The sequence below is a fragment of the Pseudoalteromonas sp. Isolate3 genome (genome assembly GCF_022398505.1).
Classification (GTDB): domain Bacteria; phylum Pseudomonadota; class Gammaproteobacteria; order Enterobacterales; family Alteromonadaceae; genus Pseudoalteromonas; species Pseudoalteromonas apostichopi.
Window position 1 is genome coordinate 25,899 of record NZ_JAKEVN010000013.1, and the last position, 22,786, is coordinate 48,684.

Genomic DNA, 22,786 nt, shown 5'->3' on the forward strand with positions numbered 1-22,786 from the left:
ACAAAGAACACTACGTCGGTTCTTTGATTTTCTAACAAAATTGTATTTATAGGACACTAACAATGGCGAATTATTTTAATACTCTTCCTTTAAGAGAGCAGTTAGCGCAATTAGCGCAGTGTGAATTTATGGACCCAGCAGAGTTTGCTGATGGTGTAGACGCTTTAAAAGGGAAAAAACTCGTTATTGTCGGTTGTGGCGCACAAGGCCTTAACCAAGGTTTAAATTTACGTGACTCAGGTTTAGATGTTTCTTATACATTGCGTGAATCAGCTATTGCTGAGCGCCGTCAATCTTTCTTAAACGCATCTGAAAATGGTTTTACTGTAGGCACATATGAAGAGCTTATCCCAACAGCAGATGTAGTATTAAACCTAACACCTGATAAACAACATACCGCTGTTGTAAATGCTATTATGCCTTTAATGAAGCAAGGCGCAACGCTTGCTTACTCACATGGTTTCAATATTGTTGAAGAAGGCATGCAAATCCGTGAAGACTTAACGGTTATCATGGTTGCACCTAAGTGCCCTGGATCGGAAGTACGTGAAGAATATAAGCGTGGCTTTGGTGTACCAACATTGATTGCGGTTCACCCAGAAAATGATCCTCAAGGCCATGGCCTAGCTCAAGCTAAAGCTTATGCAGCTGGTACCGGTGGTCATCGTGCTGGCGTATTAAAATCATCATTCATTGCGGAAGTTAAATCTGACTTGATGGGTGAGCAAACGATTCTATGCGGTATGCTACAAACCGGTTCATTACTATGCTTCGACAAAATGGTTGAAAAAGGTATTGATGCAAGCTACGCGTCTAAACTAATCCAATACGGTTGGGAAGTGATCACTGAAGCACTTAAGTATGGCGGTGTTACTAACATGCTTGACCGTTTATCAAATCCAGCAAAAGTAAAAGCATTTGAGTTAAGTGAAGAGCTTAAAACAATTATGCGTCCACTTTATAATAAGCATATGGATGACATCATTAGCGGTGAATTTTCTCGTGGCATGATGGCTGACTGGGCTGAAGATGACGCAAAATTACTAGCATGGCGCGCCGAAACAGCAGAAACCGCATTCGAGAAACAACAAAATACAGATCAAGAAATCAGCGAGCAAGCATTCTTCGATCAAGGTATTTTAATGGTTGCCATGGTTAAAGCAGGTGTTGAGTTGGCCTTCGAAACCATGACTGCGGCAGGTATCATCGCTGAATCTGCTTACTATGAATCACTACACGAAACGCCACTTATCGCGAATACCATTGCTCGTAAGAAGCTTTTCGAAATGAACCGAACTATTTCAGATACTGCAGAGTATGGCTGTTACTTATATAACCACGCGTGTTTACCGTTGCTGCAAGATTTTATGAAAAATATCGATACAGATGTAATTGGTAAAGGTCTTGATAGTGCTAGCAACCAAGTTGATAACCAAACCTTGATTGCCGTGAATAAAGCACTGCGCGAGCACCCGGTTGAAATTATTGGTAGCAAGCTACGTGGTTACATGTCAGCAATGAAGAAAATTGTTTAACCCTGGAAAGTAAGTTTCGCTTGTTAGAAACCAAGCCCAATTGCTTATATGCTTTGGGCTTTTTTTTTGTCCCTACATTGATTCGTCATCTATAAAGTGTATGCTAAAATTACTGACTTAAATGTTGTAAACTAAGACACTTTCATGGCGTTAAATCAACTCACCATTACTAAAAAAATTACACTGCTTGGCAGTTCTATCGCCCTAATTGTTGCTGCGTTAATCGGCGCAACGGCTATATATAGTGCAAAACAAATCATTGAACAACGAATGATTGAATCTGAACTACCTAGCAAATTGCAAGCAATTGATAATTATATTACTCATGATATAAATCAAATGATCAGTGCGGCAGAGCAGCTATCTAGTAACGAATTTGTATTAGAATGGGCTCGCTCAGGTAATACTGATGACAAGACTTTGCTTAAAGAGCTCAACCGCCTTGTTAAGCAATACGACTTAGCAACTGCTTCGTGGGCTAATCGAGAAACTGCACAATATTGGAACCAAGATGGCTTTTTGCGAGTTTTAACCAAAGAGCAGGATGGCTGGTTTTATGCGTTTACCAACACTACACAGCCTTTTTCAATCAGTATCTATCAAGAATCACCCACTGATGTAAAAATGTTTGTAAATCACCAGCAAACCAATGGGATTGGTTTAGCAGGCCTTGCAAAAAGTATTGACGATATGCAAGCAATGTTACAGCGTTTTAAAATTGAAGAGACTGGTTTTGTTTACATTGCCGATAAAAACGGCCTAATTCAGCTTCATAAAGACGAGAGCAAAGTCGCCAAAGCTAAATTAGATGACGTTTATAAAACTGCTATCACTCGTTCTCTGTTAACTCAAAGTGAATTCAATTTACAGGAAATCGATCTTGATGGTGAAGCGACATTAGTAGCCGCAAGCCCAATCCAAAACACAGATTTATTTGTCATTGCCCAAGTACCTAAGCACGAAGTATTTTCTAGCATCCAAGTTTTACAATGGCAAATTATCAGCTTTGCAATTGTTATTGCCCTCATTGCAAGTTTTGCAGGGCTGGTGCTGGCACGTACACTATCATCGCCGCTGTCTAAAATGGCAGAGTTGTTTACTCGTTTAGGCTCAGGTGATGCAAATTTAGCTTATCGTTTGCCAGCTTCCGAACAACCTGAACTCGCTAACTTGTCAGCAGGCTTTAACCAATTCATCTCTAAGATTGAGACTGCTATCAGCCAAGTTGCCCAAGAAAGTAGTGAAATAAGACAAAGCGCTGATCATGTGTTTAAGCAAGCACAGAAGAACTCTGAAGCGCTAGATAATCAAAAAGAACAAACAATTTCGGTCGCAGCAGCGATTAATGAAATGGGTGCGACAGTGCAAGAAATTGCCTCAAGCGCAGCTAATACGGCTAAACTCACTGAAAACAGTAAACAAAATACCGAACAAAGTCATACTCAGGTAACACAAAGCAAAGAAGCAATTATAGAACTTGCATGCGATATCGATAACATCACTGAGCAAGTAAACGAGCTTGCAAATAAAACGCAAGCTATCGCCAGTATTGTTGACTCTATCAGAGGTATTTCTGAGCAAACTAACCTATTAGCACTTAATGCGGCGATTGAGTCAGCTCGTGCTGGTGAGCATGGTCGCGGTTTTGCAGTTGTAGCCGATGAAGTAAGAGCATTAGCAAACCGTACTTCACAATCAACAACTGAAATTCAAACGATGATCAGTGAACTAACGAATACGTCTGATCTAGTGGTTAATCATATCAATCACTCGAAATCACAAGCACAGTTAAGCGTTGATGCAATGCAAAGTTCAGTTGAATTGCTCAATGCCATTAACGATGCTGCCAATGAAATAAACGATATGGCGACCTTAATAGCGACTGCTACCGAAGAGCAAAGTAACGTAGTGGCAGATGTGGGCCGTAACATTGAGCAAATAAGCGATATTAGTGACAACGTAATGCGTGAACAAATCGACAGTGAACAAGCAATCAAAGATTTAGCAAACAGTGCTCAAACTCTTGATGACCTTGTTGCGACCTTCGATAAACGCTGACACGTTTTGTAACAGTTAACCCTGACCCTTTTTCATTCACGGCCTATACTTAAATGGTATTAGGCCAAGAATTAAGAGGGTCAGATGAAATTACCTAGCATTGTTTTAGCCTCAAGCTTTTGCTTATTAACAGCGTGTAGTAGTACAGAAAATAACACCGCTCCCCCACCACTTGCTTTGACGCAAAGTAATACGTTTACTCAAACCTCAGTTGAAACTCAACAAGAGATTTTTGCATTAAATGAACATGTAAAAGAGCAACTTGATAGTACCTTTCCAAAAGACAGCCGTTCATTGCAAAGCACTAAACGTTTGCTCAAGTTCCTTTTGCAAAATGGTGATGCGTCTTTATCTTATCAATCTGGTGCTACCTTAACGGCTAATCAAGCCTACTCAAATTTAAACGCAAATTGTTTATCGTTATCGATTTTAGCCTACAGTCTTGCTGAGTATCTCGGCCTTGAAGGACAATTTCAAAAAGTACATATTCCAGAATATTGGGCACTTGATAATGGCTTTAATTTACTCACAGGCCATATCAACTTAAAAGTAAGTGAGGCCCAAAAGCTCGTGGTAAATAGAAAAGTCATTTACCCAGAAGAGCGCTCTTTAGTGATAGATTTTGACCCAAACAGCCGCCAAGAAGCGTTTAAAACCAGCAACATCAATAAAGCACGTATTACAGCAATGTTTTATAACAATAAAGGCGCAGCTGCGATGCTAAAACATGATTATGATACTGCTTTTAGCTATTACAAAGCAGCTGTTAATATTGATAGCAACTACTCAGGTGCTTGGGGTAACCTTGGGGTATTGTTCAGATTAACAGATGACTATCCAAGAGCTGAAACAGCCTACCAATACGCGATTAGTTTAGATCCAGATAACAACACCGCATTAGGCAATTTAGCCAGACTCTATAATCTGACCAATCGCGAAGAGCAAGGCCAGGCGATATTAGCCAAGCTTGATAATAAGCGCCAAGCAAACCCCTATTATCACATTTCTTTAGGTAATGATGCTTACACGACCGCCCGTTATCAAGATGCAATAAAGCACTACAAAAAAGCCCGTGACTTAAACCCAACCCTGCATGATACTGATTTTGGTTTAGCGAGAACCTATTATCAATTAGGTGACCTAAAGCTCGCTAAAAAGTACTTAACTATGGCAAACAATAAAGCAGACTTTGATCATGATAAACAGCGTTACGAAAGTAAGTTACAAGCGCTTCGCTCGCATACTGCAAAGCTTATTGATTACCGCTAGTGCTACACTAAGCACTGCGCAAGCTTTTGCCAGTACAGATTTAGAACGAGACGTCATAACGCTAACATCGGCTCAATTTGCTGGGCGAAAAACGGCGACTCAAGGCGCTCAGTTAGCCGCCCACTTTATAAAAGAGCGCTTTATTGCTCATGGCTATTCTGTTGATGATCAAGTATTTACTTATCAGTCAGGGCTCTTTGGCAAGGCTACTGGGCGGAACATTATTGCGACTAAAAATAGCCACTGTGAGAAGTGTAAAAAAGTAATTTTTACCGCTCATTACGATCATTTAGGGCAAAAAGGTAATCGGCTCTACCCAGGTGCGAACGACAATGCCAGCGGCGTTGCCGCTTTACTTTATTTAGCTGAGCACTTTGCGCAAAGCCCTCTGCCCTATCAATTAGTTTTTGTTGCAACCGATGCAGAAGAAAATGGCCTACATGGTAGCGAGTACTTGGTATCGACACTTAATAAAGACGAAATCAAACTTAATATTAATTTAGATATGCTCGTTGTGAACCCCAGAAAACCGCGTATCTATGCATTTTTAGATAATCAATCATTAGCACATTATCAAGCTGACATTAAAATTCTATCTGATGAACAGTTAACCTTTATGGTAACTAGCTCGTCAGCGAGGCTAAATCGGTTATTTGATCTCAAAGTTGATTGGCGCAGAGCAAGCGACCATTATTCATTCGCTAAAGCGGGGATCCCTTATATTTACTTTGGTATAGGACATGACAAACACCACCACCAAAGCACAGACACGGCGGCGCACATCGACTTTACACTATTCGAATATGCCATAGCGAAAATAGCCCTATTTATTGAAAAGCTTCCAAGTTAGTTATTTAGGTAGCTCAGACGTTAAAACAAACTGTCTTTTTTGTGCTTTGCTGAGCTTTTTTACGCTTATTTCTAGTTTAGTTGCTTCACTACGGTTACCCACCTGCTGCTGATAGATAAGCGTTAGAGGCCCTTTTCCCTTAAGATTTTTAGCACCTTTTCCAGCTTGATGCTGAGCGAATCTTTTTTCAACATTGGTACTGATCCCTGTATACCAATGACCTAAACGTGTTTGCACTATATACAAATACCACATGACATCTGAGTTATCGCTGTTTTTTAAAGGCTGATGTAAACTTTTTGGGTTTGCAGTGGTCAAATTTGTGCCTCGTGGTTTTTAATCGCATTTCAGTAAAAACAATTACTGAAAAGGGTTTTACCTTCTGTGACTAATCGGTATCATGCAGTGTATAAAAAATAAGGATTCAAACAAATAATGCAGTCGTTTAAAACTTTTTCTTTTTGGTTAGTACTTACCCTTACTTTAAGTGCTACAGCAGGGTGTTCAAGCTGGGTTTACCGTATCAATATTCCTCAAGGTAACTTTTTAGAACAATCAGATGTAGATAAGCTACGTGTTAATATGACTCGCGAGCAAGTACTGTATGTTCTAGGCAAGCCAGTAGCAGAAGACTCTTTTGATAAAAATACGTGGCATTACCTGTATGTATTTAACATTGGCCGTAGCAACGAGCAACGTAAGTCACTCACTATTAACTTCGAAAATGATAAGCTTGTTTCGTTATCAGGTGACTACGAGCAACCTAGCGAATTTAATACGCCGCTTGAACAAGAGTAATCTTAATTCTAATTAATTAAGGGTAGCCTGAGCTACCCTTTTTTATGCCTTGTTTAGTGGCCTTCCGCCAGTCACTTTATTGGCACGTCCTTCTTCTTTGGCCTTTTCAGCTCGACGTCTGCGCGCATCCTTTGGATCAGCAATAAGAGGTCGATAAATCTCAATACGATCCCCTTCCTTTACTTCTTGATTAAGCTTACAGGTACGGTTCCAAATACCCAGTGTTAAGTTATTTGCGTCTATTTCAGGACACTTATTGATAATACCCGACTTAATCACCGCTTGCTCAGCTGTCGTGCCTATCGGCACTTCTACTAATAAACTGGTTGCCGTTGTAGGTAAAGCAAAAACTACTTCAACAGTTATCATGGACGAACTCCGTACACAGTTTTAGCACGCTGCGTAAATGCATTAACCATATTTTTAGCTACTTCGTTAAATACTTTTCCAAAAGCCAGTTCGATAAGTTTACTCGCAAATTCAAACTCAAGATGAAGCTGTACTTTGCACGCTTTATCGTCCAGCGGTAAAAATTGCCATTTACCTTGTAACTTTTTAAATGGGCCATCAACTAAGCGAAGTGCAACAGTTTGCTCATCAATAAACGTATTTTCGGTAGTAAACCACTTTTTTAAACCCGCTTTTGAGATCTCCAAACTGGCCGTCATGCCACTAGCTTGTTGCGTGATGATTTTAGCATCTGAGCAATTTGGCAAAAACTCTGGATAAGCATCAACATCATTCACTAAATCAAACATTTCTTTGCTGCTGTACATTACAAGCGCACTTTTTTCTATTTGCGGCATATTCACTCCCAACTTTGTCGGCGAATTTTAGCAAGCTTTGGCTATTTCCCCAAATTTTAGTAACACGAAAATATCCGCAAAGCCTTAAAAAAGCGATGTAAAAACGCTGTTTTTACGTATAATATGGGCCACTATGGCTAAGAAAAAATCATCTAAATCGACAAGTAATACCATCGCGCTTAACAAAAAAGCGCGCCATGAGTATTTTTTACACGATAAGTTCGAAGCAGGGGTTGAACTACAGGGCTGGGAAGTAAAAAGTATCCGAGCTGGTAAAGTAAACATCTCTGAGACTTATATTCATATTAAAAACGGCGAAGCATTTTTACTTGGCAGTCAAATTCAGCCTCTCAACAGTGCTTCTACTCACGTAATTTGCGATCCACTTCGTTATCGTAAGTTACTTTTAAATAAACGTGAAATCGATCGTCTTATCGGTGCAACAGAACGCGACGGGTTTTCACTAATCGCAACTGCAATGTACTGGAAAAAATGCTGGGTGAAGTTGGAGTTCCACCTTGCTAAAGGTAAAAAGATGCACGATAAACGTGAAGACGGAAAGAATAAAGATTGGGCACGAGAAAAAGAGCGCCTAATGAAACATAAAGCTTAATTTATGAAATGAGCCTAACTTTCGTGTTAGGCTCGTACCCCTTACAAACACTCACTTTTTACAAAAATATCAATACCCTCTCTAAAAAACCCATCCTTTTTTGCTATTCCAAATCAGTACGTTTACATGATATCAATCTTTACCGTGACAACTTCACAACTTTTTCACAATTACACAAGGATTGAAATTTATGAAGAACACCCACCGCTTTCTACAGCGACCTCTCTACGCATTTACTATTGCAGCACTAAGTGGCACAAGCTTTATGTCTATTGCTGCTGAGTCAGATGGAGCTGAAAAGGTCGAGCGTATTGAAGTTACAGGTTCTCGTATTAAACGTTCAGACATTGAAGGGCCATCACCGGTACAGTCAATAAGTCGTGCAGACATAGACAATATGGGCTACGACAACCTACAACAATTATTAGAACGTATGCCAGTTGCAGGTAATGGTACTTTCTCTACTCGCGGCAATAACCAAGACTCTACAGCTAATGGGGCTGCAGCGGTAAGTCTCAGAGGCTTAGGCTCTGATGCAACATTAGTACTTATTAATGGCCGTCGTGTTTCAATAAGTGCTTTTGCGGAAAGCATCACCAATTCATTTGTAGATATCAACTCGATTCCTGTTTCAGCGATTGAGCGTATCGATATTTTAAAAGATGGTGCATCAGCAATATATGGTTCTGATGCGGTTGCAGGTGTAGTTAATATCATCTTAAAAAAGGATATTAATGGTCTAGAAGTAAACCTTGGATATGGTGGTACTGATGGTCCTAACTACGAAGAAAAAACAGCAAGCCTCGTTTGGGGTACCAGTACAGAAAAAAGCAGCGCATCAATTATTATTGATTACTTTAACAACTCAGCACTCTCCTCTGATGAAATGGGCCGCCTAGGTACAGCAAACCAAGAACCATATGGTGGTATGGATTTCCGTTCATCGCGTGGTTTCCCAGGCTACTTTTATGTAGATGGTGAAAAAACCATTGATCCAGCATGCCCTGCAGAAAATGCGACAGCAAGTGGTAGTTGTTTATTTGACTATGGCCCGTATGGTTACGTAACCCCTGCATCTGAACGTGTTGGTGCTATTTCGCAGTTTGAATATAACTTTGATAATGGTATATCGGCATTTTTAGAAGTTGCAGTACAACACAATAGTTCGCAAGCAGCTGGTGCACCGACTCCGCTTGATGAAGATGCCGGCCTTACAGTGCCAGCAAACCACCCTAACAACCCGTTTGGCCAAGATATCGAAATTGGTCGCTACAGAACAGTAGATGCGGGCCCCCGTCAATGGGATATTGAATCAGATACACTTCGCTTTGTTGCGGGCCTAAAAGGCGAGATCAGTGACTGGAGCTGGGAAGCAGCCGTTCAAAAAGGTCGAAGTAAATCAATGCAAACAGGCGATAGAAGCCAAGGCTGGGTGCGTACTGATTTCTTACAACAAGAAATCGATGCGGGTAACTATAACCCTTTCGGTGGCACCTATAATGACCAAGCAGTTATTGACCGTATTACGACAAGCTTAGTTCGTCGTGGTGAGTCTCATATGACATCATTTGATGCAAATATCAGTGGTGAAGCATTTAGCTTTGGCGATGATGTGGTGATGATGGCTGCCGGTATTGAATACCGTGAAGAAGATGTGAGCGATATTCCAGACGATCAATTCCAGCGTGGTTTAATCTTTGGTACTGAGTCAGTATCAGCCGCTGCAGAACGCGACCAATATGCAGCTTATATTGAGTTTTCAATTCCTCTTGCTGAAAATTTAGAGCTACAATTAGCTGGTCGATACGATGACTACAGTGATTTTGGTTCAACAACAAACCCTAAAGTAGCTGTACGCTGGGCGCCAACAGACTCAATTACTGTTCGTGGTTCATGGGCACAAGGTTTCCGAGCACCTTCACTAGCACAGATTGGTTTAGGCCCTTCTGAAGAAAGCCAATTCTTCGTTGATACATACCGCTGTCAAGCGACAGGACTTGACTGTAATGCCCTTGATTACAATATCCAATTTGCGGGTAACCCTAACCTTGAAGCTGAAGAATCAGAGTCATGGAATGTTGGTTTCATATGGGCACCAACCGCTGAATTTGGTTTTGGTGTCGATGTATGGAGCATTACGCAAGATAACAAGATAGATGAACAAGAATTCGGCCCTATCTATGATAATAACTGTAACGATCAAAACAGCACGGTGTGTATGCGTTTAGCACCACAAAATGGTCAAAGTTTAGGTGTAATCCAAAAAGTTTACAGCACCTTTGAAAACGTTTCATCGCAAGAAGTATCGGGTGTTGATGTGTCGGCAAACTACACTCATGCTATGAACGATTACGGCTTCTTAAAATTCAATTTAGAATGGGCATACCAAAACGAATTTAAAAAAGATGGTCGCGATTACACAGGCGAGTACCGTTATCCTGAAAACCGTTGGATTTTCTCTACAAACTGGGAGATGGGTGATTTCAATACCAATGTAAATGTGAGCTACACTGGTGAGTTTGAAGATACACCAGACATCGACTTTGATGGAAACTTAGACTTTGATAGCAACACATCACGTATGGTTGATTCGCAAACACTGGTTGATTTACAGACTGCGTATAACTTCTCAGATAAAATCAAACTATCTGTGGGTGTGAATAACGTGTTTGATGAAGATCCTCCGTTTGCAATCGGTGATGGTGATGGCGACTTATATGGCTATGTGTCGAGCGTACATAACCCACGTGGTCGTTATTTCTATACTAAACTAACAATGCGCTTTAATTAATCGCGTTGAGCTTAAAAACAAAAACCCGCCAATTGGCGGGTTTTTTAATTCGCTAACAAAGGCCTAAATTATAGGTCGCCTTCGTTTTCAGAAAGGAATTTAGCAACACCTTCAGGGCTTGCATCCATACCTTTTTTACCTTCAGTCCAACCTGCTGGACATACTTCACCGTGCTCGCTGTGGAACGCTAGCGCGTCAACCATGCGGATCATTTCGTCGATGTTACGGCCTAGTGGAAGGTCGTTAACTACTTGGTGACGTACGTTACCTTCTTCATCGATTAGGAAAGAACCACGGAAAGCAACACCTGCTTCTGGATGCTCAACGTCGTATGCTTGACAGATTTCGTGTTTAACGTCTGCAACTAGTGCATATTTAACTTGACCAATACCACCGTCAGCAACGGCAGTGTTACGCCATGCATTGTGTGAGAATTGTGAATCGATAGAAACACCGATTACTTCAACGCCACGCTTTTGGAACTCTTCAAAACGCTTGTCGAAAGCGATTAACTCTGAAGGACAAACGAAAGTGAAGTCTAACGGGTAAAAGAAGATAACTGCTTTTTTACCTTTGATAGTTTCTTTTAGGTTGAAGTTTTCAACGATTTCACCGTTACCTAGAACAGCTGCTGCAGTAAAGTCTGGTGCCTGACGGCCAACTAATACACCCATTTTTATCTCCAAATATTTGAGTTTATTTCCAATTGCCTATGCAATACTCACTTATATATGGTTACTAAAAAGCAAAAACCAAGAGTAAGTATTGATAATTTGCAAGATAGTTTAATGAGGTTACAGACAAATGAACAATCGAAAAAAGCGATATGCCTAATCGGAAAAATTGATTCACATTAAATACTGACGATTCTTATCAATTCGTGAAATAAGTGAGGACCTTTTTATAGTGGTAGCGACAGGTCTAATCCCTCAAAATGATTAAGTATTATTAGTATTAATCTTGGTCAGAACAAAGCAGTGACGATAGAAAAAAATGTCGTGCACACTTGCTCGTAAGTCTAACTTTCTGCTGTAAAAAGTTTACGAACACAAAAAACCCAGCATCAAGCTGGGCTCTTAAAAAATAGAAAATCAATTAGTGCTACCTAGTCCATGATATCTTCTGGCATATCACCACGGATTTGCTGCCAGATTTCACCTGTTTGATGACCGTATTTACGCATCATAGAAATCGCTCCATCGTGTTCACGACGCTCTGCCAGCACAGTTAAATCTTTATAAAACTGACGCGCTAATTCACGGGTACGTGAATCAGAGAAGTAATGGCAACCAATTTTTGAGTAGAAGCCTTTAAAGCCATTTAAGATAAGCACGTAAATGCGGTTATTACCAGCAACGGCTAGTTCATGGTGAACTTTATAATCGTAATCAGCAAATGCTTGAGCACTGTCTTCAAGTTCTTCACTTTGCGCTAAGATTTCAATTACACGCTCAGGGGCAAGCTTAATTGCCGCACGAGTGTAAATTGCGCTGATATTAGTACGAGCAGAAAGTAATTGATCTGTAAGCTCTGGCATTTTATCTTCATCTAGACGCGCAAGTGTTTCTAAGATATTTAGACCCGAGGTTTCCCAGAAGTTATTTACACGAGTAGGTTTACCGTGTTGAATTGTTAACCAACCATCACGAGCTAAACGCTGCAGTACTTCACGTAACGTTGTGCGTGTTACACCAATAAGCTCTGACAATTCACGTTCGGCAGGAAGAATTGAGCCAGGCGGAAAGTCACCATTCCAAATAGATTCTACAATGTATTCTTCAGCAAAACCTGCTGGGCTTTTCGCTTTAAAAATTCTCATTCAATTTCCACTTGAGTTAGCAACTACTTTTACCGCATTTGGCATTCAACTCACTGATTGTACCAGATGATCAGCAACTAACAAGTAAACTAACTCTGCTGTGCATAAAAATCTTTAAGATCTCGTTAAATAAGTGACCTTTTGGATTAAAAGCACACCAAACAACAATACTTTCGATATACTCAACTTCTAATTATTTACAATAACAACCAGCACTAATAAAAGGTACAGCCATGCAACAGCGCGTTTTACCAGCAATATTTAAAAACTTTTTGGGGACTTCGCCACAGTGGTATAAATACACCATTATTGCGTTTTTACTAATCAACCCAGTTTTATTTCAACTTAACCCTTATCTGGCAGGATGGGTATTAGTGCTCGAGTTTATCTTCACACTCGCAATGGCGCTAAAGTGTTACCCGCTTCAACCAGGTGGCTTATTAGCCATAGAGGCGTTGTTTATTGGAATGACAACAGCCGGCCAAGTTGAGCATGAAATAGTACAGAATATTGATGTAATTCTGTTACTTATCTTTATGGTTGCAGGCATATACTTTATGAAAGACTTGCTTTTGTATATTTTCACAAAGCTTGTTGTTTCGGTGCGTAGCAAGACCGTGTTATCGCTTTCGTTTACAATTGCAGCTGCCTTCTTATCCGCTTTCTTAGATGCGTTAACGGTTATGGCTGTGGTTATTGCCGTCGCTATGGGTTTCTATAGCATTTATCATAAAGTGGCATCTGGCAAAGATTCTAACAGTGAGCACGATATTAACGATGATAACCAGGTACGTCCTGTCAATCGCCAAGAGCTTGAAGAGTTTCGCGCTTTCTTACGTAACTTGTTGATGCATGCATCAATTGGTACTGCCTTAGGTGGTGTGTGTACTATGGTAGGAGAGCCACAAAATTTAATTATTGCGGAACGAGCTGGCTGGTTCTTTGGCGAGTTTTTCTTTCGTATGCTGCCTATTACTTTGCCTGTAATGATTGCAGGTATTGCCACGACTTTCTTCCTCGAGAAAACCAAAGCATTTGGCTATGGTGCCAAACTCCCAGCACCCATTCACACTATATTATCGGACCACGCTAAAAAGCTTGAGAAAAAACGTACTACACGCGATAAAGTGAACTTAGCTATTCAAGCATTTATCGCTGTTTGGTTGATTATAGGTCTAGCACTTCATTTAGCCACTGTTGGTTTAATTGGCTTATCGGTAATTATTTTTGCGACAGCCAGTGCCGGCATCATTGAAGAACACCAACTAGGTAAAGCATTTGAAGAAGCCCTGCCATTCACTGCATTACTTTGCGTATTTTTCTCAATTGTTGCCGTAATTATCGACCAGCATTTATTTACACCCGTGATCGCATGGGTACTTACTTTTGAAGGCCAGCTGCAATTAGTCATGTTCTTCATAGCTAACGGTATTCTGTCGATGGTCAGTGACAATGTTTTCGTAGGTACTGTGTATATAAACGAAGTTGCTGCTGCACTACAAGCAGGTCAAATTACTCGTGATCAGTTCGATTTACTGGCTGTGGCTATTAACACAGGTACTAACTTGCCAAGTGTTGCTACCCCTAATGGCCAAGCTGCGTTCTTGTTCTTGTTAACATCAACATTAGCACCTGTACTAAGGCTGTCTTACGGGCGCATGGTTTATATGGCCCTACCATATACCATAGTGTTAACGATTGTTGGTTTGAGTATGACCTTATTTAGCCTATCTGATATGACAGATTTACTCTATCAATGGGGCTTAATCAACCACCATACGGGTGTGTTACCAGGCTCACTTGGTGGTCATTAATCTAAACAAAAAAGCCCGCGAAATGCGGGCTTTTGGTTTTATTGAGTATGAGTATTTAATCTAACACTTTTGCATCGTTCGCTTTGTTTAGTAAGCTTCGGCTTTGCGTTAAGAAATGCGCTGTCGCATCAGAGAAATACTCTTTCGCATCTGCAAACGCGGCAATCAATGCAGCTTTATCACCTGCTTTGAGTTTTTCGAGGGTTTCCGCAAAAGTATCTTGGTAATTTGCAAGTAATGATTCTACATCGTCGAATTGCGCTAACATGATATCAGAGTATAGTTCAGGTGACTGAGCAAACAATCTCCCAACCATCATTAACTCTAACTGATAAATTGGTGATGAACAGCTGCGAAGCTCTGCCAACGTATGACTTTGCTTGGCAAGAAACTGACCGTATACAAAGGTTGTTAAGTGACGCATTACCTGAATGATTTGCATCGCTTCATCATGTTTTTTAGCATCCATTTCAACCACTTGACATCCCCAAACTTGGAGTTGCGCCATTAGCCCTTTAGCTACTTCATGATCTCGCCCTTCACACACAACAACGGTTTGTTTTACCCAGTGTGAAATATCTGGACCAAACATGGGATGCAACCCGACTACTGGGCCGCTATGAGCCGCCATTAGGGCTTTTAAAGGCTTTTGCTTAACTGATGTAATATCAACTAATAAACAGTCATCATCGAGTGTTGGTAATGCCGAAACTACGTGTTCAAGTGCATTAATTGGTACACTCACAAGGACTAATTTTGCCCCTTTTAATATCGCTTCACTCTGTGCTTGCTGTGCTTTATCTAAAATACGGACTTCATAACCTGAACGAGCAAATTGTTGAGCAAATAGCTGACCCATGGCACCTTCACCACCAACAATTACAATGGGTGATAACTGAGGTGCAACACAAGCGAGGCTACCTTGCTGGTTTTGATACGCTTCACGCATCATACGGCGCAGGATATCTTCAACTAACTCAGGGTTAACCCCTTGTGCGACTGCTTCTTTGCGGCGAGCTGCAAGTAAATCAGCCTCGCGATCTGGGGCATGTAATGGCGCACCGATTTGTTGCTTAATTGCGCCTATTTTTTCTGTAATCCCATTACGCTTTGCCAGTAATGCCACCAATTGCGCATCACATTCATCTATTCCTGCTCTTAAATCAGCTAGATCATTCACTGTTACCACGTTACTACACCTCAAACCCTAAAAACGTAAATAATTATATACAAAAAAGTAAAGCTTTTAATACAAATTATAGTAACAGGATAACAGCCAAAGCACAAAGCCCTAACATGCATGTCGCATAGCTTATAAAGGGATAAATAGAGGTCAGTCGATCAGTTTGAAGGGAGTACTTAGGTGTCTCACAAAGGGGGGAAAATTATTTTTGTGGTATAAAAACCAAAACGGGCTGCAACCTAAGGCTGCAACCCGTTTTATTTTGCGTTGTAAAACAGCGCGTATTAGTTAAGTTTTTCTCTAATACGTGCAGATTTACCAGAACGCTCACGTAGATAGTAAAGTTTCGCACGGCGAACAGCACCGCGACGTTTAACTGAGATACTATCGATAAGAGGGCTGTGCGTTTGGAATACACGCTCAACACCTTCACCGCTCGAAATTTTACGAACTGTGAATGCTGAGTGAAGACCACGATTACGCTTAGCGATTACAACACCTTCAAAGGCCTGTAGACGCTCTTTGTTACCTTCTTTTACACGTACCTGTACAACAACTGTATCACCAGCGCCGAATGCTGGTACGTCTGATTTAAGCTGCTCTTCTTCAAGCGCTTTAATAATATTTTGGTTTACTTTTGCCATTATATTTCTCACTTTCCTAGGTGTAACTGTCTTCTAGCCACAAGCTTGTTGGTACTCTTGCTGAAACTCAGCAAGGAGTGCCGCTTGCTCCTCAGTCAGAGCTAGGTTATGCAACAAGTCAGGACGACGAAGCCAAGTTCTACCAAGTGATTGCTTTGTGCGCCACTTAGCGATTTCTTGGTGGTTTCCGCTGAGCAATACAGCAGGCACCTGTTTATCATCCAATGTCTCTGGCCGTGTATAGTGAGGACAATCAAGCAAGCCATTCGAAAATGAATCTTGCTCAGCTGACTGGTTATGACCTAACACCCCTGGTACTAATCGTGCTACTGCATCAATTAGCGTCATTGCGGGTAGTTCACCACCACTTAAAATAAAATCACCAATTGACCATTCTTCGTCAACGTATGATTCTATAATTCGCTCATCTATACCTTCATAGCGACCGGCAATTAAAATCAGCTTTTCTGAATGCGCAAGTTCACTTGCACCTTGCTGATCTAATTTGCGCCCTTGCGGTGACATATAAATTACTTTTGCACCATCACCTGCCGCTTTTTTAGCGTCAAGGATAGCTTGTTTCAATGGTTCAACCATCATTAACATGCCAGGACCACCCCCGTAAGGACGGTCATCAACAGTTCTATGCTTATCAGTAGCATAGTCACGCGGATTCCAGCAGTTAAAGTCAATTAGACCATTTTTAACTGCGCGACCTGTAACCCCTTGAGTGGTAATCGCATCAAACATGTCCGGGAAAAGGCTAATCACCCCTACCCATAGCGAACTCGTTTGTGACATTAAAACCCTGGGTCCCAGTCAACGGTAATTTCTCTTGCATCATATTTAACTTCTTTAATAACAGAGTCTGTTAAGAAAGGAATTAAACGTTCTGCTTGGCCAAATGCATCTTTTTTGTTTGCTTTCACAACCAAAACATCATTTGAGCCTGTCTCCATAAGGTCATCGACTGTGCCTAAGTTATAACCTTTATCAGTTATAACAGACATGCCGATCAGATCTCGCCAATAGAATTCACCTTGCGGTAATTCTGGTAGCTGCGCTGCGTCTACTGAGATTTCTACATTGGTTAAAGCCATTGCTTCGTCTCGGTCGTTTACTTGCGCAACTTTAGCGATAAAGCCTTTGTTGTGGCGACGCCAGTCGACCACTTCTAAGGTCTGCCATTTACCTTGCTGCCCTATCAACCATGGGCTGAAATCGAAGATCCCTTCGGGATCATCAGTAAATGAATGCACCTTAAGCCAGCCCTTTATACCATACGGGGCACCGAGCTTTCCTACTGTAATATACGAGGTGTTCTCTTGACTCATGGTTACTCTTACGCCTATTAAGCCGCTTTACGAGCGTCTTTAACTAACTTAGCTACGCGATCTGAAAGAGATGCGCCTTGACCTACCCAGTGTTCAACACGAGATAAATCTAAACGTACTTTTTCTTCCTGACCAGAAGCAATTGGGTTAAAGAAACCTACTTTCTCGATGAAGCGACCGTCACGCGAGAAACGGCTATCCGCAACCACAATTTGATAGAAAGGGCGTTTTTTAGCGCCACCACGTTGCAAACGAATAGTTACCATACCGTCCTCTACATTAGATTGACTGTTTTCATTAATAAGATTTACTCCCCAGTACGGGAAGCTGGGGAATTGTACGAGTTTTTTGCAACATTGCAAGTAAGAACTGCTGCAAAATGTAAGTTTAGTTGATTAAACACTGATCTGGCCTTTAAATCTTACATGCAGCTAACAACTATGCATAAATTATCTACAAAAAAAGGAGCTATACGCTCCTTTTTATACACTTAATAAAAAGCGCTATTAAAATTTAGGACCACCACCCATCATGCCAGGTGGTAACATGCCTTTCATACCGCGCATCATTTTCTTCATACCCCCCTTGCCTTTCATCTTTTTCATCATCTTCTGCATTTGCGTAAATTGCTTAAGCAGTTTGTTGATTTCTTGCACTTGGGTACCAGAGCCTGCGGCAATACGTTTTTTACGAGAGCCCTTGATGATTTCAGGACGCGCGCGCTCTTTTGGTGTCATTGAGTTAATGATGGCTTCCATTTGTACGAAAGTCTTATCGCCCATCTGCCCTTTTACGGCGTCTGGTAAGTTTTGCATGCCCGGTAGCTTATCAAGCATCGACATCATACCGCCCATGTTCTTCATTTGACGAAGTTGCTCAGCAAAGTCATCTAATGTAAAGCCGTCACCTTTAAATACTTTCTCAGCAACTTTAGCCGCTTTCTCTTTATCTACTTTCATTTCGACTTCTTCGATTAATGAAAGTACATCACCCATACCTAGGATACGAGAAGCAATACGGTCAGGGTGGAAAGGTTCAAGTGCATCAGTGCGCTCACCTACACCCATAAACTTGATCGGCTTACCGGTAATATGACGGATTGATAATGCAGCACCACCACGAGCATCACCATCAGTCTTTGTTAAGATCACACCACTCAAAGGTAGCGCTTCATCAAATGCTTTTGCAGTGTTTGCTGCATCTTGACCTGTCATCGCGTCAACGACGAATAAGGTTTCGATTGGATTAATCGCACTGTGCAGTGCTTTGATCTCGTCCATCATGTCGTTATCGACATGTAAACGACCTGCAGTATCGACTAATACTACATCGATGAACTTTTTCTTCGCGTGTGAAATCGCATTATTCGCAATATCTACTGGCTTTTGTGAGATATCGCTTGGGAAGAACTCAACACCCACTTCATCAGCAAGTGTTTCTAGCTGTTTGATTGCTGCCGGACGATAAACGTCAGCACTAACAACTAACACAGACTTTTTCTTACGCTCTTTTAAGAATTTAGCTAGTTTACCAACACTGGTTGTTTTACCAGCACCTTGTAAGCCCGCCATCATCACTACCGCAGGCGGCTGCGCATTAAGGCTTAACTCTTCATTTGCTTCACCCATTGCCTTTTCAAGTTCTTCACGAACAATCTTAATAAAGACTTGGCCTGGACTTAAGCTTTTCGTTACTTCAACACCAACGGCGCGTTCTTTAACTTGCTTAACGAACTCACGAACAACAGGTAATGCAACGTCCGCTTCCAAAAATGCCATGCGGACTTCACGTAATGTATCTTTTATATTTTCTTCAGTTAGGCGTCCGCGGCCACTGATATTTTTTAAGGTTTTACCTAAGCGTTCTTGGAGATTCTCAAACATGTAAAGGTTCCGATAAAACGTGTTTCACCTGTAGTGTACATAAAACAGACAAGTTTGAAGACAATACAGGCAATATTAAAATTTAATTACTAGCAGTATACCGTAAATGGTGGTCGACAATACAGTGTTCAAGTGTGTAGTTTGAGTTTCTTTTTACAAACTCTATGCTTTTTCCTTGCTATAAAATACAATGGCATCAAAGAGACAAGGATTTATCTATATAAATTAAGTGGCCAAAACACGATGATTATTAGTTTAACTATTATTGCTAGTTTGTTTTATGTGTTAGCAACGTCACATGTGCTATCACGCCTTTTCCACAAACAAGGTCCGAGCCAAAAACTCACAGTGATACTAAGCACTGTGGCTATCCTTGCCCATATGCTATTACTGGTTAATTCAGTTTTTCGTGCTGACGGTCAAGATTTGAGTATCGTCAACGTTGCTTTATTGACCTGTTGGGTCATCGTAGTATCCGTTACAGCTGTGTCGCTCAAGTTCCCTGCTACCTTATTACTACCAGTTGTGTATGGGTTTGCAGCCTTACTTACACTTGCCAGCTTATTTATTCCGCATCATGTGATTTTACAATCAATAGATGTTGAACTTGGCTTAGTCACTCATATATCGTTATCACTTTTGGCATATTGTGTGCTAATAATCTCGACACTCTATGCGGTACAGTTTTACTTTATTGATAAGCGTTTAAAGCGCAAAGACTTAGCAATCGTACACAGCCATCTTCCACCTTTAATGGTCGTTGAGCGTCAGCTTTATCAATTACTCACGCTTGGTACAATTCTACTTACCTTTGCACTACTTTCTGGGTTTATCTTCTTAGAAGGTATGTTTGCCAGTGAATTTATCCATAAAACGGTTTTATCGTTAATTGCTTGGCTTATTTTCACTGTTGTAACAGTGGGTCACTTACGTCAAGGCTGGCGTGGTAAACCCGTGGTGTTTTCGATCATGATAGCCGCTTTTATCTTGTCACTTGCTTATTTTGGCAGCCGTTTCATCCAAGAAGTGATTCTAAATAAGTTTTAACTTGACTCAGCAAGCTGTCTCTAGCTTAATATGCACTGATTTATAAAAAAAGGATCCATCGTTGGACGACATATCGACTAGTACCCTGTTTATTATATTGGGATTATTGATACTTATTTCTGCTTATTTTTCTGGTTCTGAAACTGGAATTATGTCAATTAACCGTATCCGCTTGCGCCATCTTGCTAAAGAAGATCATCGTGCAGCGAAACGCGTCAGCAAACTGTTAAGTCGCCCTGACAGACTCATTGGTCTGATCTTGATTGGTAACAACCTAGTTAATATCGCTGCAGCACAGGTTGCAACGATTATTGGTATTCGCCTATATGGTGACCTCGGTATCGCAATTGCAACTGGTGCACTGACCTTAGTGGTTTTAATCTTTGCCGAAGTAACGCCAAAGACACTTGCAGCGCTTTACCCAGAAAAGGTCGCTTTCCCAAGTTCGATTGTCCTTAAGGGGCTTTTGAAAATACTTTTCCCATTTGTGGTTATCGTAAACTGGATGACCAATGGCATGCTGCGCTTGTTTGGTATCACAACAGCACAAATTGAAGAGCACAGTTTAAGTAAAGAAGAATTAAAAACCGTGGTGAACGAATCTGGTGCTCTATTACCAGCTCGCCACCAAAGCATGCTGACTTCAATTTTAGATTTAGAGCAAGTAACTGTTGAAGATATTATGATCCCACGCAACGAAATTGTTGCTATCGATATCAATGATGACTGGAAGCTTATTAGCCGTCAGCTAACTCATGCTCAGCATACTCGCGTTTTATTATATCGTGACCAAATTGATGATGCTGTTGGCTTTATTCACTCACGTGATGCACTGCGCCTGTTAACTAAAGAACAGTTTGATAAGCCATCACTATTACGTGCGGTTCGTGAAATCTACTTTATTCCTGAAGGCACATCACTAAACACACAATTGCTTAAGTTCCAGCAATCAAAAGAGCGTATCGGTTTAGTTGTTGATGAATATGGCGATATCCAAGGCCTAGTAACACTTGAAGATATTCTCGAAGAAGTTGTTGGTGACTTCACAACAACGCAAACTCGCACGCCAAGTGAGGAAGTTACAGAGCAAGACGATGGCTCAGTACTTGTAGATGGCGGTGCTAATATTCGCGATTTAAATAAAGAAATGGGTTGGGAGCTCCCGATTGATGGCCCGAAAACGCTAAGTGGTTTAATCGTTGAGTACTTAGAGGATATCCCAGACTCAAACCTAAGTTTACGTATTGCCGGATACCCTATTGAAGTGATCGAGATAAAAGAAAACATGGTGAAGTTAGTTAAAGTTATTCCAAGCAAACGCACGGAGTAACGTTCGACTCACCCCAAAAAAGGAGTAGCTTGCTACTCCTTTTTTGTTAGTTATAACTGAAAAGCCTCAGAAAATTCACATTTTCCCAGCAGACCCCACACCGAAAAGCAATTTCTCTACTATTATTTTCTTTAAATACTCTGTTGTATAACAAGGAAAAATAATGGACGAAATATCAATCGAGAAAATCTACAACCAAGCTATAGAGTTGCTAATGCTCTACGGGCCAAAGTTTATTCTAGCAATACTGGTTTTAATCATTGGTTGGTGGTTAATTGGTAGAGTTGCCAACATGGCTGAAAAATCAATGAATAGGGTCAAATTCGAAGTTGGTTTGACGCACTTTTTAGTCTCCTTCATTTCTGTCATTTTAAAGGTACTACTGCTGATATCTGTTGCCTCGATGATTGGTATCGAAACAACCTCATTTATTGCAATGCTCGGAGCAGCCGGTTTAGCCGTAGGTATGGCACTGCAAGGCAGTCTAGCGAATTTTGCAGGTGGAGTGCTTATCCTATTCTTCAAGCCTTTTAAAGTAGGTGATGTTATTGAAGCCCAAGGCTACATGGGGAAAGTAGTAGAAATTCAAATTTTTGTCACTGTTTTACTTACCTACGATAATGAAAAAATCATTATTCCAAATGGCACGCTATCAAATGGCTGTGTTAAGAATAAGTTTGCAGAGCCAACACACCGCGTTGCAATCGAGTTTGGTATTAGCTATGGCGATGACGTTCATAAAGCCCGTGACGTGCTTATGAGCGTACTGGATGACTATGATCTGGTATTAAAAGATATAGAAGATAAAAAACCAACAGTTCATGTTAGCCAGCACGGTGAAAGTCATATCGGCATGTTAGTGTGGGCTTGGGTTGAATCGGATAACTACTGGCCTGTGTACTTTGGTTTGTATGAACGAGTCAAAATTGCCTTTGATGCTGCTGATATCACTATTCCATTCCCACAGCGAGATGTTCATATTCACCAATTCCCTGGTAAATAATTTACAAGG

22 protein-coding genes are annotated in these 22,786 nt (G+C 40.9%); 11 read left to right on the forward strand and 11 right to left on the reverse strand.

Translation table 11 applies throughout. From position 1 onward, the window contains the following. The first annotated feature begins 62 nt into the window (after nucleotides 1-62). From ilvC to L1D46_RS04795, 4 genes are all read left to right on the forward strand, one after another. Nucleotides 63-1,535 (forward strand): ketol-acid reductoisomerase, encoded by a 1,473-nt coding sequence (gene ilvC, locus L1D46_RS04780; RefSeq protein WP_130051072.1) that lies wholly within the window; start codon nucleotides 63-65, stop codon nucleotides 1,533-1,535. Nucleotides 1,536-1,679: 144 nt separating this feature from the next. Next, nucleotides 1,680-3,593 carry a methyl-accepting chemotaxis protein gene (locus L1D46_RS04785; protein ID WP_130051071.1) on the forward strand — a complete coding sequence of 638 codons (1,914 nt, stop codon included), beginning with the start codon at nucleotides 1,680-1,682 and terminating at the stop codon, nucleotides 3,591-3,593. Between the two features lie 84 nt (nucleotides 3,594-3,677). Then, on the forward strand, nucleotides 3,678-4,862 hold the full coding sequence (locus L1D46_RS04790; RefSeq protein ID WP_167658354.1) for a tetratricopeptide repeat protein: 1,185 nt from the start codon (nucleotides 3,678-3,680) through the stop codon (nucleotides 4,860-4,862). Further along, a complete protein-coding gene (locus tag L1D46_RS04795; RefSeq protein ID WP_239976937.1) occupies nucleotides 4,849-5,712 on the forward strand; it encodes a M20/M25/M40 family metallo-hydrolase in 864 nt (287 codons plus the stop codon). The genes L1D46_RS04790 and L1D46_RS04795 overlap by 14 nt, the downstream gene beginning before the upstream one ends. Here the strand turns inward: L1D46_RS04795 and L1D46_RS04800 are convergent, their stop codons facing one another. Next, nucleotides 5,713-6,030 carry a GIY-YIG nuclease family protein gene (locus L1D46_RS04800; protein ID WP_233786746.1) on the reverse strand — a complete coding sequence of 106 codons (318 nt, stop codon included), beginning with the start codon at nucleotides 6,028-6,030 and terminating at the stop codon, nucleotides 5,713-5,715. Between the two features lie 117 nt (nucleotides 6,031-6,147). Between L1D46_RS04800 and bamE the strand changes: the two genes are divergently transcribed. After that, nucleotides 6,148-6,510: an outer membrane protein assembly factor BamE gene (gene bamE, locus L1D46_RS04805; protein WP_063528054.1), complete on the forward strand. Its 363-nt coding sequence runs from the start codon at nucleotides 6,148-6,150 to the stop codon at nucleotides 6,508-6,510. Between the two features lie 42 nt (nucleotides 6,511-6,552). Here bamE and L1D46_RS04810 read toward each other — a convergent pair whose 3' ends face one another. Next, nucleotides 6,553-6,879: an RnfH family protein gene (locus L1D46_RS04810; RefSeq protein WP_130051068.1), complete on the reverse strand. Its 327-nt coding sequence runs from the start codon at nucleotides 6,877-6,879 to the stop codon at nucleotides 6,553-6,555. Next, the gene (locus tag L1D46_RS04815) at nucleotides 6,876-7,316 is read right to left on the reverse strand and encodes a type II toxin-antitoxin system RatA family toxin (protein ID WP_167658356.1); all 441 of its coding nucleotides are present in this window, start codon (nucleotides 7,314-7,316) and stop codon (nucleotides 6,876-6,878) included. Before L1D46_RS04815 ends, L1D46_RS04810 begins: the two co-directional genes overlap by 4 nt. 133 nt (nucleotides 7,317-7,449) lie before the next feature. On the opposite strand from L1D46_RS04815, the gene smpB reads away from it, so the two are divergent. Beyond that, nucleotides 7,450-7,929, forward strand: a complete 480-nt coding sequence (gene smpB, locus L1D46_RS04820; protein ID WP_063700124.1) for an SsrA-binding protein SmpB — start codon at nucleotides 7,450-7,452, stop codon at nucleotides 7,927-7,929. 265 nt (nucleotides 7,930-8,194) lie between these two features. Continuing rightward, the gene (locus L1D46_RS04825) at nucleotides 8,195-10,720 is read left to right on the forward strand and encodes a TonB-dependent receptor (RefSeq protein WP_239976948.1); all 2,526 of its coding nucleotides are present in this window, start codon (nucleotides 8,195-8,197) and stop codon (nucleotides 10,718-10,720) included. Nucleotides 10,721-10,788: 68 nt separating this feature from the next. Here L1D46_RS04825 and L1D46_RS04830 read toward each other — a convergent pair whose 3' ends face one another. Then, nucleotides 10,789-11,394, reverse strand: coding sequence for a peroxiredoxin C (locus L1D46_RS04830; protein ID WP_054551729.1), 606 nt, complete (start codon nucleotides 11,392-11,394; stop codon nucleotides 10,789-10,791). Between the two features lie 431 nt (nucleotides 11,395-11,825). Further along, nucleotides 11,826-12,539, reverse strand: a complete 714-nt coding sequence (gene fadR, locus L1D46_RS04835; protein WP_130051065.1) for a fatty acid metabolism transcriptional regulator FadR — start codon at nucleotides 12,537-12,539, stop codon at nucleotides 11,826-11,828. A 233-nt stretch (nucleotides 12,540-12,772) separates the two neighbouring features. Here fadR and nhaB point away from each other — a divergent pair, with 233 nt between their 5' ends. Beyond that, a complete protein-coding gene (gene nhaB, locus L1D46_RS04840; protein ID WP_130051064.1) occupies nucleotides 12,773-14,353 on the forward strand; it encodes a sodium/proton antiporter NhaB in 1,581 nt (526 codons plus the stop codon). Between the two features lie 55 nt (nucleotides 14,354-14,408). On the opposite strand, the gene tyrA is transcribed toward nhaB, so the two are convergent. From tyrA to ffh, 6 genes are all read right to left on the reverse strand, one after another. Further along, nucleotides 14,409-15,542: a bifunctional chorismate mutase/prephenate dehydrogenase gene (gene tyrA / locus L1D46_RS04845; protein WP_178927193.1), complete on the reverse strand. Its 1,134-nt coding sequence runs from the start codon at nucleotides 15,540-15,542 to the stop codon at nucleotides 14,409-14,411. Nucleotides 15,543-15,820: 278 nt separating this feature from the next. Then, on the reverse strand, nucleotides 15,821-16,180 hold the full coding sequence (gene rplS / locus L1D46_RS04850) for a 50S ribosomal protein L19 (protein WP_130051062.1): 360 nt from the start codon (nucleotides 16,178-16,180) through the stop codon (nucleotides 15,821-15,823). 33 nt (nucleotides 16,181-16,213) lie between these two features. Then, nucleotides 16,214-16,981, reverse strand: coding sequence for a tRNA (guanosine(37)-N1)-methyltransferase TrmD (gene trmD / locus L1D46_RS04855; protein WP_130051061.1), 768 nt, complete (start codon nucleotides 16,979-16,981; stop codon nucleotides 16,214-16,216). Then, on the reverse strand, nucleotides 16,981-17,514 hold the full coding sequence (rimM, locus tag L1D46_RS04860) for a ribosome maturation factor RimM (protein ID WP_130051060.1): 534 nt from the start codon (nucleotides 17,512-17,514) through the stop codon (nucleotides 16,981-16,983). Before rimM ends, trmD begins: the two co-directional genes overlap by 1 nt. 17 nt (nucleotides 17,515-17,531) lie before the next feature. Continuing rightward, a complete protein-coding gene (gene rpsP, locus L1D46_RS04865; RefSeq protein WP_036967110.1) occupies nucleotides 17,532-17,780 on the reverse strand; it encodes a 30S ribosomal protein S16 in 249 nt (82 codons plus the stop codon). Nucleotides 17,781-18,020: 240 nt separating this feature from the next. Further along, nucleotides 18,021-19,397, reverse strand: coding sequence for a signal recognition particle protein (gene ffh, locus L1D46_RS04870; protein WP_130051059.1), 1,377 nt, complete (start codon nucleotides 19,395-19,397; stop codon nucleotides 18,021-18,023). Nucleotides 19,398-19,640: 243 nt separating this feature from the next. On the opposite strand from ffh, the gene ccsA reads away from it, so the two are divergent. The 3 genes from ccsA (at nucleotide 19,641) to L1D46_RS04885 (ending at nucleotide 22,777) form a co-directional block, all read left to right on the forward strand. After that, complete coding sequence (gene ccsA / locus L1D46_RS04875; protein WP_130051058.1) at nucleotides 19,641-20,444, forward strand: cytochrome c biogenesis protein CcsA; 804 nt, start codon at nucleotides 19,641-19,643, stop codon at nucleotides 20,442-20,444. Nucleotides 20,445-20,505: 61 nt separating this feature from the next. Further along, nucleotides 20,506-21,774, forward strand: a complete 1,269-nt coding sequence (locus L1D46_RS04880; RefSeq protein WP_130051057.1) for a CNNM domain-containing protein — start codon at nucleotides 20,506-20,508, stop codon at nucleotides 21,772-21,774. Between the two features lie 163 nt (nucleotides 21,775-21,937). Next, nucleotides 21,938-22,777, forward strand: coding sequence for a mechanosensitive ion channel domain-containing protein (locus L1D46_RS04885; protein WP_130051056.1), 840 nt, complete (start codon nucleotides 21,938-21,940; stop codon nucleotides 22,775-22,777). The last annotated feature ends 9 nt before the right edge of the window (nucleotides 22,778-22,786 follow it).

What these genes read in the sequence shown, in the direction of transcription:
- ilvC (WP_130051072.1), top strand. Translation starts at nt 63, where the DNA reads ATGGCGAATTATTTTAATACTCTTCCTTTAAGAGAGCAGTTAGCGCAA.
- L1D46_RS04785 (WP_130051071.1), top strand. Translation starts at nt 1,680, where the DNA reads ATGGCGTTAAATCAACTCACCATTACTAAAAAAATTACACTGCTTGGC.
- L1D46_RS04790 (WP_167658354.1), top strand. Translation starts at nt 3,678, where the DNA reads ATGAAATTACCTAGCATTGTTTTAGCCTCAAGCTTTTGCTTATTAACA.
- bamE (WP_063528054.1), top strand. Translation starts at nt 6,148, where the DNA reads ATGCAGTCGTTTAAAACTTTTTCTTTTTGGTTAGTACTTACCCTTACT.
- L1D46_RS04810 (WP_130051068.1), bottom strand. Translation starts at nt 6,879, where the DNA reads ATGATAACTGTTGAAGTAGTTTTTGCTTTACCTACAACGGCAACCAGT.
- L1D46_RS04815 (WP_167658356.1), bottom strand. Translation starts at nt 7,316, where the DNA reads ATGCCGCAAATAGAAAAAAGTGCGCTTGTAATGTACAGCAGCAAAGAA.
- smpB (WP_063700124.1), top strand. Translation starts at nt 7,450, where the DNA reads ATGGCTAAGAAAAAATCATCTAAATCGACAAGTAATACCATCGCGCTT.
- L1D46_RS04825 (WP_239976948.1), top strand. Translation starts at nt 8,195, where the DNA reads ATGTCTATTGCTGCTGAGTCAGATGGAGCTGAAAAGGTCGAGCGTATT.
- L1D46_RS04830 (WP_054551729.1), bottom strand. Translation starts at nt 11,394, where the DNA reads ATGGGTGTATTAGTTGGCCGTCAGGCACCAGACTTTACTGCAGCAGCT.
- fadR (WP_130051065.1), bottom strand. Translation starts at nt 12,539, where the DNA reads ATGAGAATTTTTAAAGCGAAAAGCCCAGCAGGTTTTGCTGAAGAATAC.
- nhaB (WP_130051064.1), top strand. Translation starts at nt 12,773, where the DNA reads ATGCAACAGCGCGTTTTACCAGCAATATTTAAAAACTTTTTGGGGACT.
- rplS (WP_130051062.1), bottom strand. Translation starts at nt 16,180, where the DNA reads ATGGCAAAAGTAAACCAAAATATTATTAAAGCGCTTGAAGAAGAGCAG.
- trmD (WP_130051061.1), bottom strand. Translation starts at nt 16,981, where the DNA reads ATGTCACAAACGAGTTCGCTATGGGTAGGGGTGATTAGCCTTTTCCCG.
- rimM (WP_130051060.1), bottom strand. Translation starts at nt 17,514, where the DNA reads ATGAGTCAAGAGAACACCTCGTATATTACAGTAGGAAAGCTCGGTGCC.
- rpsP (WP_036967110.1), bottom strand. Translation starts at nt 17,780, where the DNA reads ATGGTAACTATTCGTTTGCAACGTGGTGGCGCTAAAAAACGCCCTTTC.
- ffh (WP_130051059.1), bottom strand. Translation starts at nt 19,397, where the DNA reads ATGTTTGAGAATCTCCAAGAACGCTTAGGTAAAACCTTAAAAAATATC.
- ccsA (WP_130051058.1), top strand. Translation starts at nt 19,641, where the DNA reads ATGATTATTAGTTTAACTATTATTGCTAGTTTGTTTTATGTGTTAGCA.
- L1D46_RS04885 (WP_130051056.1), top strand. Translation starts at nt 21,938, where the DNA reads ATGGACGAAATATCAATCGAGAAAATCTACAACCAAGCTATAGAGTTG.